This is a genomic window from Motilimonas eburnea (assembly GCF_021295345.1).
Taxonomy (GTDB): Bacteria; Pseudomonadota; Gammaproteobacteria; order Enterobacterales; family CBDFNC01; genus Motilimonas; species Motilimonas eburnea.
The window spans coordinates 64,442-80,427 of record NZ_JAIMJB010000021.1 but is presented as its reverse complement, the minus strand read 5'-3'; the positions used below and the strand labels follow the sequence as shown (position 1 = coordinate 80,427).

Below are 15,986 nucleotides of genomic sequence, written 5' to 3'. Positions count from 1 at the left end.
TCGCAAAAGAGGTGCTAAGACGGCGAGACCACCAAAGAAATTTCGCGGATATACAGTGGGCAATCTGCGAATACATACGCGTGATCCATCAAACAGCGATGCTTAAATTATGAGGGGATCCGTCAGCGCCGCGCTAAACCGCGCCGGCTCTTTCGGCGTCGGATTTGAGCGCCTTGTTATGTGCTTTAGATTGGCGCCAATAAAGCCATACGCACAATGCAGACAGTATGATTAAAGGAGCAGCTGGACCGACTAAGTACAATATATCAGGGAATCCTATATAAGTGGCTGGTATACATATGGTAAGCGCCAATATAAGACCAGCTACCGATAATTTCCTCAGATGCTTGAACCAAGTAAAAGACCACAAGCTAGTCAAAGCAACGAAGACCATAAAAAACAGAAGATACCAATGTATAGTGCGCCCCTGACTTGTTGATAAGTTAACCAACCAAATAGCACCAAAACTATATGGAAATAGGATTATCGACATCAGTATTTTGGCAGCGAGTTTCATAGTGATTGCACATAACGCCGCCAACATGGGTAGCGCTGGCTGGCGGAAAATTTGTTTCAAATTTTATGACAGCTTGCGCTATCCCTTATGCTTGGCCTTGTTATAGCTTTTCGATTTCTTTAAATGATGCAGCTAGTTCCTTCAACTCTCCAGTTTCATGGAGCCACAAAAATACTGCATTTTGAAACTTCCCTGATTCCTTGATGAAAACCATCTGATCACCCAAGCCATTCCCCGCTATTGCTATTGCTCCGTTGGGAAAATTGCCAAACCCTTTGCATGACTCTGTTTCATATATAATGTGGTTACTAGTGCGAGAAAGCCTCTTTCGATCTGAGGTATCTTTAATTGGATAAAACTCCCAGTCATCTTCTTTGGTTGATGCTTCGCCACCATTAGCCAATTTCATTGCTTCTCGGTAATCGTGCGGCAACGGCGAGCCTAGTTCATCCTCAACTTTCAATAATTGATCTTCCGATAAATCGAATGGCAACCTTCTCTCCAGAGCTATAACGCCCAGCACAGCGGCTGGCAAAGCTGGCGCGTAATTGCGCAGCAATTTGAGTGACAGGTTTGACAGTCCGTTGCTGCTGCTTGTTATACGCGCTTCTACTTTAACCAAATTGAGTAATCCATTTTACCCAATGTTGTTGATAAATTTGCGATTGCTATAGCCTGCCCAACGCTGGTCAAGGTTACTTGACCACCTTTTATATCGTTGTCAAAGGCTTCTAGCAGCAGTTTTGTTGTAGGTGTAAATTGAGCAATGTCGCTTTTGAAGGTATTAATATCCGTATACCCCATATACTTGTATAGCTGGCTCATCCAACCATCATATATATCCATGCCCATCATAGAGGCAATTGAACAAGTTCCAGCATACTGAATATGACGTTTTTGTGAATCAGAAAGGTTAAGGCCAGACCGCACGGAGGCCAGAGCGCGCTGTGAATATGGTTCAAGTTGAGATATATGTTGAAGTCCGTTTATACCAACATGGGTCATGTAGTGGATAAACGATAAATATGCTATTTGTTCACTTGTGATTTTAGGTACGACAGTGACTGCTTCCGAGAGCACTATATCTTTAAAATCGTTAGCTGAAGCTGATGCTCTTTCGGCGATTAAATCCACAAGTACAGACGGGTTCGATTTTTCCCCCTTTCGCGCACTGGATTGCACAGCGTCATTAATAGCAGCTTGTACATCTGGATCTGTAAATTTTGCTAAATCAATTTCACGTGCATTTTCAACTATTTTGGCTTCAAGTTTAGTAGCAAATTTTTGGACGTTAAGTTCAGCGGCATTAATAGCCTCTTCTCTCAAAGCTGGAAAATTATCCCGCAAGAAAAGCAAACAAAGCTCTTTTACTTCGGAAACGGATAAACCGTTATTTTGAGTTAACGTTACATCCCCGCCAGCTTGGATAGCAGTAGCATCCGTTCCTACTTCCTGTTTTTGTTTATCCCCTAGCATCACAATTCCTTATTCTCTTTTTCGCCCAAGGAGATATTTACATTTCCTCCCGCCTGGATACCCGTTGAACCGTCACCGAGGTTCTGAGACTGTTTTTCGTCACTTTTTGAACTACCTAAAAAGAATGTTGTTACCAGCGCAGATAGTGACACCACAGTAGTTAATGCGGGTTCAAAACTACGATCGAAATACAACCACGTTCCAGCGATGCCTAGTGCAACAACTGATAATATCCTCACTATAGTGCGCATAACTCTCCTTGCGTATAACGCTTCCGCCATGCGCTGCTTGCAGCTGGCGGAATTTTTGTTGTGTTACAAAAATTATGACAGCTCATGCTGTCGCTTGGGCGGACTGGTTATGTTTTGTCACTCGACAACACAACTCTAATTGCAGCTTCTAGTCTTTCTTCGTCATCTGCTAAATGAATATAATCGGCTGCAGGCAATTGCCCATCATTAAACTGCTTCTCGAAAAAATATTTCAACCTCCATGTATCAGGCGCATCACGCCCAAAGTCGAAATCTATACCGCCGACTTCTGGAGACTTAAAAATATCTACACCGACACCATGGATCTTTATAAACCAGTTAGTACCGGGGACTTGCCGCCTTCCTCTATACTCCTGCTTTAAGATTTCCGAAGCGGTCTCTAACCCGAATGACCTAGCAATTAATTCCTTTGCCCAAGCGAGGTTGGCGTACCAAAGTGGAATTAACTGAGTGATCAATTTTTCATCAGTCACGATTCACCCTCAGAAACATAACGCCCGTTTTAATTTGTGAAGCAACATGTTGCTTCGTCAAATTCAAATACTTGTTATTGGGCAGACATCACTAAAGTGATGACTGCGAAGAATTTAAAACACGTAAAATCAGCGGCTTGATAGGGATTTCTGATCCTTAAGCTAAGTATTTGTCTGCCTGAAACTCTTCCCAGTTTCAGCAGCAAAATACTTAGCTTAAGGAGTAAAAATGAGTATAGCCCAGTCAAGCCTTCTTATTAGATTTTGTGCTTATAACTCTCACCTTTTTATACTGATTAAATATACAGCAAAAAGCTCTCTGTATACTATATTTACTGGTGTGAGTGTTTTAAATTACCCAATAACAGTGTATTACACTCTTTTCTTGGTAAACCCGCACGCTTCCGCCTAGGCTAACCCTATTATTATCATTGATTATCAGCCTCTTACACACAATTTATCGACGTTAACTCTCATCTAAGAGGAAAACAAACCGAGACTGAAAATTACCGAGACCCAATCTGGCCCCCGTAAAGAAACAGGCTGATATTTTTTGTGATTATATATCAATGAATTAGGCATCTAATGTGAACAAAGCGAGACTTTTGCATTTTATTTACCGCGCCAAGAGCGGACAAAATCAACTTTTACCCATTATACCTGTATAAACAGCCATATCTTCAAACCACTCCCCTTTACGGTGAATCCCCTTGTTACCAAATAGCCCCCATAAAAAAACCCGCCGAAGCGGGTTTTTGTTTAGTTGCTTAAATCAGATTTAAAGCGGACACACTGGGTTCCAACCTGTCACCCAGTTCTCAGCTGAGCCTGGACGACCGTCGTTACCACCCCAAGCACGTTGCCATACTTGACCTTCATGAGTCACCATGTCGCCTTTGCCGTAGTTTGCACTCCAGCCGCTAGTCCATGGTTGTAGGGTTGATACGTCTATACCGCGCGCTTCACATGAACCATCAGTGATGACTTTAACTTCAGTTAATGCGGCAAACTCACCTGCATTCGTCTTGAAGATAAACGAAGATGGGCCACCGCCGATTGGCAAGTGTGCGTTCACTTTTAGGGTATGGCTTGCACCAGGTGCAATGCTAACCGCAGTTGCAAAACGGTGGAAGTCATCAACCATGCCAGGTGCGCCCTTGTTGCCTTGGCCGTTCGCATTGTTCAGTACGGTACCTAATGCTTTTAGGTCCTTGCTTAGGTCGGTAGAAGACGGGATGCTGTACTGAATTTCAGTAATGGTTTTGTCACTGTTGTTAGTGAACTGCCATTCAGACGTTTGCGGCCATGCCACACTTTCGTCGGTGACATAACCAACCAGTGAAACGGTCACGTCTAGTTTCTGTGCTGGCAAGTTAACTAATGGGTCAACCATACTTAGGTCTGGGTTGCCTGCTTTAGTTAGGATGTCATGGCCTAGTGCAGTTAGCGTGCTACCTACGTAGTACTCTGCAGTGCCATTACCTGCTAAACAGTTTGACTCAGGTACGATAGTTTCGGTACGAACACCGTTTTCAATCGCGTAACACGCGTAGTCGCCCGCCATTTCCCAGAACATGATACCGCCAAGACCTTTGTCAGCAACGTAGTTAGCTTTTGCTGCAATGGCTTGCTCATCTTCAAGGTTGATCATCACTTTCTTGGTTGGGTTCCATAACCATGCCGCTTCTGCGTCAGTGTCATAGTAACGAGTGTAAGTGCCCACTAGACGATCATCAGGATTGTTTACTGGGTCAAGACCATATTGCGCTGCGTAAGTTGGCATTTGACCCGCTTCTAGGTTTTTCGCATGCCACATTGGGTTGAAGCCTGCACCTAGCTCTAGACCATGTGGGTCAGTATCATGCCACATGTTGTCAATACCGATTGCACCGTTACCACAACCTTGCTCTGTACCGTTACCTGTACCGCGCTCACAGTTAGTTGTTGGCGCTTTACCACCGTAACCATTTACGCCGCCTTCAACGCCTCTCCAACCACGGGTGTAGTATGGTAGACCGATGTTGATACGACCTGCAGGTACCACGCCACGGAAGTAGTGGTATGCCCAGTCAATGTTGAGGTAACCAATGTTGCCGTAGTTTTGGTAAACCTGATATAGATTCATTTCAGGATCTTTACCGTTGTCGTAAAGTGGGCCGTTAAAGCCAACTACTTCACCCCATGAGCCAGAGAAGTCGTAGGTCATCATGTTGATAAAGTCGAGGTATTGACCCGCTGAGTACACTTCCATACCACGTAGTAGGTAACCTGATGAAGGCACCGCAACAGTTAGGTAGTAATGTACGCCGTCTTCTGCAGACGCCACGTCAATCGCTTCACGAAGTTGCTTGATTAACACGTTGTACGAGTTCATCAAGTAGCTACGACGTGGGTTTTGTACTGCGCGGTCAAATGGGTTACCGCCGTCCATTAGCGCCGTTGGGTATTCGTAGTCTAAGTCGATACCGTCAAAGCCGTAAGCACGGATAAAGTCAACCGAAGACTTAACAAACGCGTCGATACCCGCTTGGTTTACGCTACCGTCTGAGTTAGTGGTCATTGAGTAGAAGCCACCGTTAACTACACGGCCTAGGTTGTCGATTGGACATGGGCCAGTGTTAACGACACCATTCTTATCAGCTTGACCTGGCATTACCCATTCGTCTTCTGCTGTTGGTGCGTCATTCATTGGACACGTAGAGCCGGTGTTTGGTCCCCAGAAACCGCCGGTTTCTGCCCAACCACCCACAGAGATAAGGGTTTTAACGCCGTTCTCTTTCTTGTACTTGTTGATTAGGTTCAAGTGACCTTTGTACTTAACGCTTGGATCCATATCGGCATCGGTTGCGCCCGGTACATCGTTCCAAACCATACCAGTGTTCGGGTTCTTAGGATCAAGTTTGTAACCTGGCTCTGTTGGGTAAATGTCTTCACCTACAGATACACGGTAGTTGTTGTCGATATGCGCAAATGCGTAGTTAATGTGGGTAACTTTATCCCATGCAACGTCAGTTGCTAGGTAAGTCGGTTGACCATTTGCACCGTTACGCCAGTTGGTGAAATAACCGATAACACGACGAGAGGTGCCGTTGATGGGTTTCTCTGCACCGCCTTCTTGGTAAACCGTACAGTAAGGAACATCAACGCCTGGTGTTTTGTATAGGCCTTCTGGACGACACGCTTCGTGATTACCCGGACCTGGAGTTGGCTCTGCGGTCGGTTCAGCTGTTGGCTCTGCTGTTGGCTCTGCTGTTGGCTCTGCTGTTGGCTCTGCCGTTGGTTCAGCTGTTGGTTCAGCTGTTGGCTCTGCCGTTGGTTCAGCTGTTGGCTCTGCCGTTGGTTCAGCTGTTGGCTCTGCCGTTGGTTCAGCTGTTGGCTCTGCCGTTGGTTGAACACCAGAACAAGGGACTTCTGTCCAGAACCAGCTGGTCGCTGTTGGCGTTTCCCATGTACCAGGGTTGTTTTTCGCTTCGAAACAAACACCGTTGTAGATAACCACATCGCCGTTGGCTACGCGTGTTTTACCTGGTACCCAAGGAATTTCATTACCTGGTGCAGGTGTTGGCTCTGCCGTTGGCTCTGCCGTAGGTTCAGTTGTTGGTTCAGCGGTGGGCTCTGCCGTTGGCTCAGCAGTTGGAGTCGGTGTTGGTTCAACGCCAGAACAAGCTACAGGTGTCCAAAACCAACCTGAAGCTGAAGATGGCGTTTCCCATGTACCTGGGTTGTTTTTAGCTTGATAACATTCACCTTGGTAGATAACCACGTCGCCGTTGGCTACTTTGGTTTTACCGGCTACCCATTCGATTTCACCGGCGGCATGGGCTTGGCCACCAATAGCTGCACTTAGCGCAAGCGCTAAGAGCGATATTTTCGTTTTCATATTTTCATCCTTGAGATAAAGCAACCATCCATTGATTGCGGGTATTATGATAGACCATTGAAAGGGGGGAGCTGGTATTTAATTTAGGACAATATGAGGTATCTCAAGAAATTTAGATGTAATTTGATAAAAATCAATGGAACCGATACCAAAACAAACGTCATTTAAAACAAAGACTTTACAACTTGATAACCAAATGCTCACCAAAGAGCATTTGGTTAAGAGGAACGCGAGCGGGTTAAGGCGCTTTATAGCAGGTCACGTCCACTTCGACCTTGACGTCGACCACTAAGTCACACACCATGCAGATACGTGCAGGTGGGTGCTCGCCAAATACCTCTTTAAACACCTTATTGAATGACTGAAAATAACGCGAGTCAGTCAGTACAACCTTTACATGCACCACGTCTTTTAGTTCATACCCTGCACTGGCCATGATATCCAAACAGTTCTGAATAGCTAAACGCGATTGATCAACAATACCGCCTTCTACTACCTCACCCTCTTTCATGGGCGTTTGGCCAGAAACATACAAGAAGCCACCCGCTTCAACCGCACTTGAAAAAGGTAAATGTTGCCCTCCGGTACCGGTACCGCCTTCTGCACCATAACGTTTAATGGTCATACTCTCTCCTTACTTAGTAAACTGCTATTGACTAGATACATCAGCGCGAGGCAAAAACCGTCCTGCCCGCTGCGCTGTTAATTGTTTATTTTGATAGGCGCAAACACCGTTGACCCAAACTTGCACTACGCCGTGCGCTGCCTGAATCGGCTCGGCGAAAGTGGCCTGGTCGGCAATGGTATCAGCATCAAACAACACTAAATCGGCAAAATGGCCAACCTCAATCACGCCGCGCTGGTTTAAGCCAAACTCTTGTGCGCTTAAACCTGTCATCTTGTGAATTGCGGTGGGCAAATCAAATAAGTTTTGCTCACGACAGTAATGGCCTAACACGCGTGGAAATGCGCCCCATAAACGTGGATGTGGGTGAGGATCATTGGGTAAACCGTCTGATCCCACCATGGTGCGCGGATAACTCAGTACCCGTTTAACATCATCGGGGTGTAAGCCGTGATACACAGCGCCAGCAGGCTGAAGCCGCTTTGCCGCAGTCAGCAAATCAACTTGCCAATCGTTGGCAATCTCAGCCAACAAACGCCCTGCCTGATGGGGCTCAGGATCAGACCAAGTGATGAAAATATCAAAGTCAGTGGTCACCTGCTTTAAATCCAATGTGGATGAACTGGCGCTGTAAGGGTAACAGTCGCAAGCCACTTTCTGTTGACTTGCTTGATGCTCAAGGTAAGCCAAGGTTTCAACCGTGCGCCCCCAATTGGCTGCACCGGCGCACTTAAGGTGTGAAATGATCAGTGGCACTTTGCCATGCTCTGCCGTGCTAAAGGCTTCCTCCATGGCAGCCAAGATCTCATCAAACTCGGTGCGCATGTGGGTGGTATAAATGCCATTGAATTCAGCCAATTCACTCACCAAGGCTTTCACTTCATCGGTGCTGGCTTGGTTGGCACTGGCATAGGCTAAGCCTGAGCTTAATCCCAACGCCCCTTGTGCCATGGCTTGACGTAGTTGTTGGCGCATTGCATCAATTTGTTGCTGATTAGCCGTTTGATACAAATCCGTCATATGGTTATTGCGTAATGCCGTGTGCCCCACTAAGGCAGCCACATTAACCCGAGGTTGCGCCTTTTGAACCGCGGTCACATAGTCGGCAAATTGCGGGTATTGAAAATCGGCTTGTTCACCGAGTAAATTCATCGGATCAGGCGGCGCTGCGGCTAACGTAACTGGACTGGCACTGATGCCGCAGTTACCCACGATCACTGTGGTTATTCCTTGGCTTATTTTACACAGCATATCGGGATCGCGAATGACATTAGTGTCATCATGGGTGTGCACATCAATAAACCCAGGAGCAAGCACCAAACCGCGGCCGTCAATGACATCATCAGACACTAGGCTATTGGGCGGTGCAATGGCTGCCACTTTTTCACCTTGTATCATGACATCCGCTCGGTATCCTGCTTTGCCCGTTCCATCAACCAGCAGCACATCTCGTATGACCTGTGTCAACCTAGCGGGTGTTTCATCTGCTGTTTTAACCACTTGTCGCGCAGCTGTCATGATCAATCTCCTAAAGGCTGGCGATCGACACCACCGCGATGTTGTTCAAGTACCAACTTGATTTTACGTAACTTGTCACGTGATTTACGTTTGTGTTTGATGGCTAATTCTGTCACCAATACGTCAATGGCAGCCATCATGACATAGCGGGAAGCGGTTGGTTTAAAAATGAAATCGGTTTCATCTGTACTGATCGGCAACAATACATCAATGGCATCAGCCAGTGGTGTGTTATTTTGCGTGATGGCGATCACTTGAACTTGATGTTGCTTTGCAATGTTCACCGCCGCCAAAACATCCGGCGAAAACCCGCCAGAAGAGAGGCAAATCAGCGCGTCGTTAGGGTCTAAGGTTGCACTGGCCATGCGCATTAACATGGGATCACTGTATGCCGTTGCCGCGTACCCTAGTCGAAACAAGCGATATTGTAATTCTTGAGCCAATGCGGTCGAGCCGCCGCCCACCCCAAAGATTAAGATTTGTCTCGATTTACTCAGTAGGTTAACCGCGTTGTCTACCTGAGTTTGAGTCAATAATTGACTATTAAGGTCAAGGGCGGATTTGATGCCATCATAAATACCCGAAATCCCCGTTGGCTCCACATTCACATCGCTGATAAAGCGTTGGCCAATGGCCAATGATTGCGCTATTTTCAGCTTAAGATCCCTGACATTGCGACAATTTACGGCGCGTGCAAAACGGGTAATACTGGCCTCGCTGACATTGGCGCCTTCGGCTAGTTGACTAATGCTGGCACTGGCGGCAAACGCTAAATCAGACAGGACGAATTGGGCTACCTTTTTTTCCGCATCACGTAACTGGCTAAAGCATTCATTAATCACTGATACGATATCTAATTCATAATTCATGACTTTTCCTTATAGCCCTAGAGAGATATCGCGCCTATATTACCTTAGCATGTTTGAAACTATCAAACTTTTATTCAATTCATGATAGTTATCATTTTAAGATGAATGACTAGAAGTGCGATGTTTTTTTCGGCAGTATAGTTGAAAAAGCTATTTGCATGAAAAATTCGTTTAGCGCTTTATTATTAACCAGCTAAATATGAGGTCACCGTGTTTGTTACTAAGTATCACAAAGACAGCCAGCAACAACCTGATGTCACCCCCTCCTGTGCGGCACAACCCCATTTATCGGGCATCACCAAAGGGTTAGGTGAAAGCAGTCATTTACCATGGCAATTACTTGAAGAAGATGTGAGCTTACCTGTTGCGGTGATCTATCAAAGCAAAATAGACAACAATCTAACTTGGATGCAACGTTTTGCTGACCGTTATCAAGTAAAGTTAGCTCCCCACGGTAAAACCACCATGACCCCTGCTCTATTTCAGCAGCAACGCGACGCGGGTGCATGGGCAATCACCCTGGCGACCGCTTCACAAGTCATGGCTGCTTACCTCAATGGCATTAAACGCATTATTATGGCCAATCAATTAGTGGGCAAACAAAACATGCAATTAATTGCCAATGTCATTGCCGATCCCGATGTTGAGTTCTATTGTCTGGTCGACAGTGTTGCCCAAATTAAACAGCTTGAGGATTTTTTTGCCGATAAAGCCAGACCATTAAATGTGCTGATCGAAGTCGGCGTCAATGGCGGCCGATGTGGTTGCCGTACTAATGAGCAGATCACGAAATTGGCGCAAGTCATTAAGCAATCACCTTGCCTTTCTTTTGCCGGATTAGAGTTTTATGAAGGCGTGATCCAAGGCGATCAGCCAGAACAAACCATTCGTGCATTTATTAATAATGCCATTGATGTACTACAGCAACTTGAGGAAGATGGCCTCGTTAGCAGCTCGGCTCCGATCATTACCGGCGCCGGCAGTGCTTGGTATGACGTGGTGGCCAGTACCTTTGCGCAAGCTAACCTTCCCCGCCATTGGCTGGCCGTGATCCGCCCGGGTTGTTACCTTATCCATGACACAGGTATATACCTAGAAGCGCAAGATGCCATCATAAAACGTAATCCCATCGCTTGTGATCTAGGCGGAGACTTACAATCTAGCCTAGAAGTGTGGGCTTATGTGCAATCGGTGCCCGAGCCCGGTCTCGCCGTTATTGGCATGGGCAAGCGTGATGTCGCATTCGATGCGGGTTTACCTATCCCCGAGCGACATTACCGACCCAGCTCACGTCAAACTCAGCCTGACGCGATGCCCACTCAAGCGCCGACTGACTGGGAAGTCACTGCGGTGATGGATCAGCACGCGTATTTAACTTGCCCAGCGGATGCAGATATTGCAGTGGGCGACATGATAGGTTTTTCTAGCTCTCACCCTTGCCTTACTTTTGATAAATGGAAACATATCGCTGTAATAAATGATAAGTATCAAGTCACCCAGTTACTTAGCACTTATTTCTAACCTAACCTCAGTTACCTGAGGTTAGGAGCGTGATGGCTTTGCTTTGCAAGGTTTACCAAGGAGGGTGAATTTTTTGTTATTGCTAAAGCTGTTTATCAAGGAAGGTTAGCAACGCCGCCCATGATTTCTCATCGGCGGCTTGTTGATAGCGATCACTACCAAACACGGTGAAGGCATGGGGAGCCCCCGAATAAACTTGGATCTCATAGGGCACCTTAGCTAGCTCTAGCTCAACCGACAGCGCGGCGACATCTGTCATTGGAATAGCGCTATCTGCACCACCATGGGCGATTAAGATGGGCGCGGTATTGGCTGAGTAACTTTGCCCTCGTGGGGTTTGCAAGCCACCATGAAAACTGGCATATCCGTTAATGCCATCCCCCTTGCCAGAGCGCGCTAACTCAAGCACGGCTGCGCCGCCAAAACAATAGCCCATCACAACACTTTGCTTTGCATTGCTGTGTTGTTTAGCTTGATCTAACCCAGCTAAAATCAGCTCACGCATTTTTTCTCTGTCTTTGTATAGCTTAGCGGTTTCTTGTTTTTTCATTGCCATTTCAATGGGGCGATTACCCTTGCCATAGAGATCCACCGCAAAGGTATCGTAACCTAGCTCTGCCAGCATTTGGGTACGCTTTTGCTCATAGTCAGTTAAGCCATCCCAGTCGTGGATCAACAAGACTAACCCTTTGCTGTCACCTTTGGCGCTTTGATAATACCCTTGGTAAGTCACGTCATTGACTTGGTAGTCCACTTGCGAAGCCATTACTTGCGAGCAAAGCAGTAATCCTGCTGCTAAAGTACAATATTTCATGTTCTTCAATCCGCCTTAACTAATAGTTCAAATAATAACGAGCCGCTACAAGGAAAAGATCACGCTTTTCCACGCTTAGTCAATGTTACTTCATCGGATGGCTTCACACCTTGGGCTGCTGACGCAGCCAGACCGCCATGTGTTTTTCAAATAAGGTGTCAAAGGTTTTAAATTCTGTTAATTGCTTCACCCTTTGATTCAAAAAGTCTCTTAAAGCGGGCGTATTACAACCCGATTTTTTAGATAAGGTAAAATACAACCCCTCAACCGAGACGGGCTTAGACAGGTGAGTGATATTGGACTTTAAGCCTGAGGATTCTAGAATAGTCAGCCCTTGATAGAGCTCGTATAAAGCATAATCAAACCGCCCTGCCAATAACATGGTAAATGATCTTTCCGCCGTCGCACTGTTGCGGATCTCAAGGTTTTGCTTCGCATACTGGTCAAAATCTTGACCAAAACTATTATTGATCAGGGTGCCGCCTCTTTTGCCTTTTAGATCTTGCCAATGTTGATAATCAAACTCTTTCCCCTTAGCAACCCAAACCACACTGGGCACATCAGTAAATTGGGGTTGAATATAATCCATGTAGGTTTGGCGCTCCTCGGTAATGAAAGCACCGGCTAACATGTCGATTTCACCCCGGCGAGCATCTTGTTGTGCCCTCGCCCAATTGCCGCGATCTCTGGCATCAATACTGATCCCCGAGTCCATCAATGCCAGCTCTAACAGCTCAACAGCCACCCCAGTCAGCTTGCCGGGGTTCTCCGCATCGCGCCATAAAATGGGGGGATACTCGGCATTACCTGTCACCACTAGGTTACGACAAATCGTCAAAGGTTGTTCGCTCGCCAAAGCAACGCCAACGGCTGAGTTTGCACACCAAGCCAACATGAATATACTCACTAACAACTTCATTTTTCGCATAATCCATCTATCGCACTTAAGAACATCATTGTTACTAATGCTAGTTAGGTATTATCTTTTCTCCACTTTATCCGTACTGCTATCAGTCAAATATTGATCAAACCTGTCGCAATCGATGGCGTAAATCTACTGGGCAAGCCCGTCAAAGCTGATTAAAATAACCTGAAACAACTAACTAGGAATCAAATGTGTTTAAGTTTATCGTTGCCGTCGCCATCATAGGGTTCATTGCGTTTTACTTTGTACGAAATAGCAACAACAAAGAAATCGCAGTCGAAAACATGGCCAAAGGTGAAGTCTTTTTACAGAATAATCGCCTTGAACCCGGTGTGGTGGTCACTGACTCGGGTTTGCAATACCTAAGACTAAAAGAGGGCATAGGCACTGAGCACCCAAGCGCTTCTGATAAAGTGAAAGTGCACTATCATGGCACCTTAATTGACGGCACCGTATTTGATAGTTCAATCGACCGTGGCAAACCCATTACCTTTGGGTTAAATCAAGTGATCAGTGGTTGGACCGAAGGTTTGCAAATGATGGTGGTGGGTGAAAAAGCGCGCTTTTTTATCCCGAGTACCTTAGGCTATCAGCATCGCAACGTGGGCAGTATTCCTCCGGGCTCAACCTTGATTTTCGACGTGGAGTTACTGGCGATAAATCCAAAGCACTAAATCTCCCTCAGGTGCAGTGACGTCCGCCCTCACTGCCCCCTTTATTTCCCACCTTGTACCCTGTTTTTTCTTTAAATTGAACACGATAAATCACGCTATCCCTGCCTCTTAAGGTTGATTGGGTATATACTCGAAAGCGAATAAACGAATCAAGGTCCACCGATGCATTTTCATTTCCCCGTCATCATTATTGATGAAGACTTTCGCTCTGAGAATATTTCTGGCTCAGGTATTCGCGATGTAGCCGAAGCCATAGGCAAACAAGGTTTTGATATTGTTGGTTTTACCAGCTTTGGCGATTTGAGTGCTTTTGCCCAACAAGCCAGCCGCGCCTCTTGTTTTATTGTGTCGATTGACGATGATGAGTTTGGCAGTGGCAGCGCCGAGGAAGTGGAGCTCGCGTTAACGGATCTGCGCCAATTCATTAAGGGCGTGCGTCGGCGCAATAACGATATTCCGATCTTTTTATACGGTGAAACCCGCACCAGTCAACATATTCCAAACGATATTTTGCGCGAACTGCACGGTTTTATTCATATGTTCGAAGACACTGCGGACTTTGTAGCTAAATACATCATACGTGAAGCCAAGAAATACCTAGATGGCTTAGCGCCGCCGTTTTTTAAAGCCTTGATGAATTATGCTGCAGATGGCTCCTATTCTTGGCACAGCCCCGGCCACTCAGGTGGCGTGGCGTTTTTGAAAAGTCCGGTTGGACAAATGTTCCATCAGTTTTTTGGTGAAAACATGCTGCGAGCCGATGTCTCTAGCTCGGTGGATGAACTAGGCCAACTGCTCGATCACACGGGGCCGGTAGCCAAAAGTGAGCAAAATGCGGCGCGTATTTTTAACGCCGATCATTTGTTTTTTGTCACCAATGGCACCTCGACGTCCAACAAAATTGTCTGGCATTCCACCGTGGCCGCCGGAGATATAGTGATCGTGGATAGAAATTGCCATAAGTCGATTTTGCACGCCATTATCATGACAGGAGCGATACCTATTTTCCTGATGCCGACCCGTAATCACTATGGCATTATCGGTCCTATTCCTAAGTCTGAATTTTGCCCTGAGGCGATCAAGGCCAAAATCGCCGCTCACCCTATCGCCAGTCAGGCCAAAGACAAAACGCCGCGCATTTTAACCATCACCCAAAGTACCTATGATGGTGTGCTTTACAATGTTGAGCAGATAAAAGACACCTTAGGTAGCTATATCGACACCTTACACTTTGATGAAGCTTGGTTACCCCACGCCGCATTCCATGGGTTTTATCAGGACATGCATGCCATTGGCGGCATTGAACGCCCTCGCGCCAATGATGCGCTGGTGTTTGCGACCCAATCAACTCATAAACTGTTGGCGGGGATTTCTCAAGCGTCACAAATTTTGGTACAAGATGCCAAAAATAGGCAGCTCAATAGCCATCAATTTAATGAATCCTACTTGATGCACTCCTCCACCAGCCCACAATATTCCATTATTGCGTCTTGTGACATTGCCGCGGCCATGATGGAGCAGCCCGGTGGCCAAGCCCTTGTTGAAGAGTCGATCATGGAAGCGGTGGATTTTCGCCGCGCCATGCGCAAAGTGGATGATGAATTTGGTGAACATGACTGGTGGTTTCAGGTCTGGGGGCCACAAGACTTACCCCCTGAGGGCATAGGTCAGCGCGAAGACTGGTTAATCGATAAACGAGATAACTGGCACAATTTCGGTGACATAGAGGCCGGCTTTAATATGCTAGACCCCATTAAAGCCACCATAGTCAATCCCGGTTTAAACAGCCAAGGGGAGTTTGAAACCACGGGGATCCCAGCCGTGGTATTAACTAAATACCTTGCCGAGCATGGCATTGTAGTGGAAAAAACCGGTCTGTATTCTTTCTTTATTATGTTCACCATCGGCATTACCAAAGGCCGCTGGAATTCCATGGTCACCGAGCTGCAGCAATTTAAAGATGACTATGATCAGAACTTACCACTGTGGCGACTGATGCCCGAGTTTGTTGAGCAATACCCTTGCTATGAAAAAGTGGGCCTTAAGGATTTGTGCCAACAAATTCATACCATGTATCAATGTAACAACATCTCTAAAGTCACCACCGACATGTATATTTCCGATATCAGCCCAGCCATGTTGCCAAGTGAAGCGTGGCGCAAAATGGCGCATCGAGAAGTAGAGCGCGTCACCATAGATGAGTTAGATGGCCGGGTGACCGCTATGATGGTCACGCCTTACCCACCGGGGATCCCATTAATGGTGCCGGGTGAGCGATTTAATCCGACCATTATTCATTACCTCAAGTTTATTCGTGAATTTAACGATCAGTTCCCAGGGTTTGAAACCTATGTTCATGGTCTGGTGCGCGAAGAAGTGAACGGCCGCGGCCAATATTACGTCGATGTGGCGCTAGCTTAAA

General features: G+C 46.5%; 13 protein-coding genes. 3 read left to right on the top strand and 10 right to left on the bottom strand.

All coding sequences use genetic code 11. The annotated features are described in order from the left end of the window. Nucleotides 1-617: 617 nt before the first annotated feature. The 8 genes from K6Y21_RS17805 to K6Y21_RS17770 all read right to left on the bottom strand — a co-directional run bounded on the left by K6Y21_RS17805 (nt 618) and on the right by K6Y21_RS17770 (nt 9,630). Nucleotides 618-1,139, bottom strand: a complete 522-nt coding sequence (locus K6Y21_RS17805; RefSeq protein ID WP_233073227.1) for an SMI1/KNR4 family protein — start codon at nt 1,137-1,139, stop codon at nt 618-620. Continuing rightward, on the bottom strand, nt 1,127-1,993 hold the full coding sequence (locus K6Y21_RS17800; RefSeq protein WP_233073226.1) for an LPO_1073/Vpar_1526 family protein: 867 nt from the start codon (nt 1,991-1,993) through the stop codon (nt 1,127-1,129). The genes K6Y21_RS17805 and K6Y21_RS17800 overlap by 13 nt, the downstream gene beginning before the upstream one ends. Then, nucleotides 1,993-2,244, bottom strand: a complete 252-nt coding sequence (locus tag K6Y21_RS17795; RefSeq protein WP_233073225.1) for a hypothetical protein — start codon at nt 2,242-2,244, stop codon at nt 1,993-1,995. The genes K6Y21_RS17800 and K6Y21_RS17795 overlap by 1 nt, the downstream gene beginning before the upstream one ends. Nucleotides 2,245-2,351: 107 nt before the next feature. Further along, nucleotides 2,352-2,738 carry a DUF6896 domain-containing protein gene (locus tag K6Y21_RS17790; RefSeq protein WP_233073224.1) on the bottom strand — a complete coding sequence of 129 codons (387 nt, stop codon included), beginning with the start codon at nt 2,736-2,738 and terminating at the stop codon, nt 2,352-2,354. Nucleotides 2,739-3,516: 778 nt separating this feature from the next. Further along, complete coding sequence (locus K6Y21_RS17785) at nt 3,517-6,618, bottom strand: glycosyl hydrolase family 18 protein (RefSeq protein ID WP_233073223.1); 3,102 nt, start codon at nt 6,616-6,618, stop codon at nt 3,517-3,519. 238 nt (nt 6,619-6,856) lie between these two features. Then, on the bottom strand, nt 6,857-7,243 hold the full coding sequence (locus K6Y21_RS17780) for a RidA family protein (RefSeq protein ID WP_233073222.1): 387 nt from the start codon (nt 7,241-7,243) through the stop codon (nt 6,857-6,859). A gap of 24 nt (nt 7,244-7,267) precedes the next feature. Then, nucleotides 7,268-8,761 (bottom strand): N-acyl-D-amino-acid deacylase family protein, encoded by a 1,494-nt coding sequence (locus tag K6Y21_RS17775; RefSeq protein WP_233073221.1) that lies wholly within the window; start codon nt 8,759-8,761, stop codon nt 7,268-7,270. 2 nt (nt 8,762-8,763) lie between these two features. Continuing rightward, nucleotides 8,764-9,630, bottom strand: a complete 867-nt coding sequence (locus K6Y21_RS17770; RefSeq protein WP_233073220.1) for a MurR/RpiR family transcriptional regulator — start codon at nt 9,628-9,630, stop codon at nt 8,764-8,766. Nucleotides 9,631-9,840: 210 nt separating this feature from the next. On the opposite strand from K6Y21_RS17770, the gene K6Y21_RS21440 reads away from it, so the two are divergent. After that, nucleotides 9,841-11,151 carry an amino acid deaminase gene (locus K6Y21_RS21440; RefSeq protein ID WP_233073219.1) on the top strand — a complete coding sequence of 437 codons (1,311 nt, stop codon included), beginning with the start codon at nt 9,841-9,843 and terminating at the stop codon, nt 11,149-11,151. Between the two features lie 82 nt (nt 11,152-11,233). On the opposite strand, the gene K6Y21_RS17760 is transcribed toward K6Y21_RS21440, so the two are convergent. After that, the gene (locus K6Y21_RS17760) at nt 11,234-11,965 is read right to left on the bottom strand and encodes a dienelactone hydrolase family protein (RefSeq protein ID WP_233073218.1); all 732 of its coding nucleotides are present in this window, start codon (nt 11,963-11,965) and stop codon (nt 11,234-11,236) included. A 103-nt stretch (nt 11,966-12,068) separates the two neighbouring features. Beyond that, entirely contained in the window at nt 12,069-12,884 is an 816-nt protein-coding gene (locus K6Y21_RS17755; protein WP_233073217.1) for a substrate-binding periplasmic protein, read from the bottom strand. Between the two features lie 197 nt (nt 12,885-13,081). On the opposite strand from K6Y21_RS17755, the gene bamJ reads away from it, so the two are divergent. Together bamJ and K6Y21_RS17745 are read left to right on the top strand one after the other, a co-directional pair. Continuing rightward, the gene (bamJ, locus tag K6Y21_RS17750; protein ID WP_233073216.1) at nt 13,082-13,564 is read left to right on the top strand and encodes a BamJ family beta-barrel-assembly machinery protein; all 483 of its coding nucleotides are present in this window, start codon (nt 13,082-13,084) and stop codon (nt 13,562-13,564) included. A 162-nt stretch (nt 13,565-13,726) separates the two neighbouring features. Further along, nucleotides 13,727-15,985, top strand: coding sequence for an arginine/lysine/ornithine decarboxylase (locus tag K6Y21_RS17745; protein ID WP_233073215.1), 2,259 nt, complete (start codon nt 13,727-13,729; stop codon nt 15,983-15,985). Nucleotide 15,986: the final 1 nt, after the last annotated feature.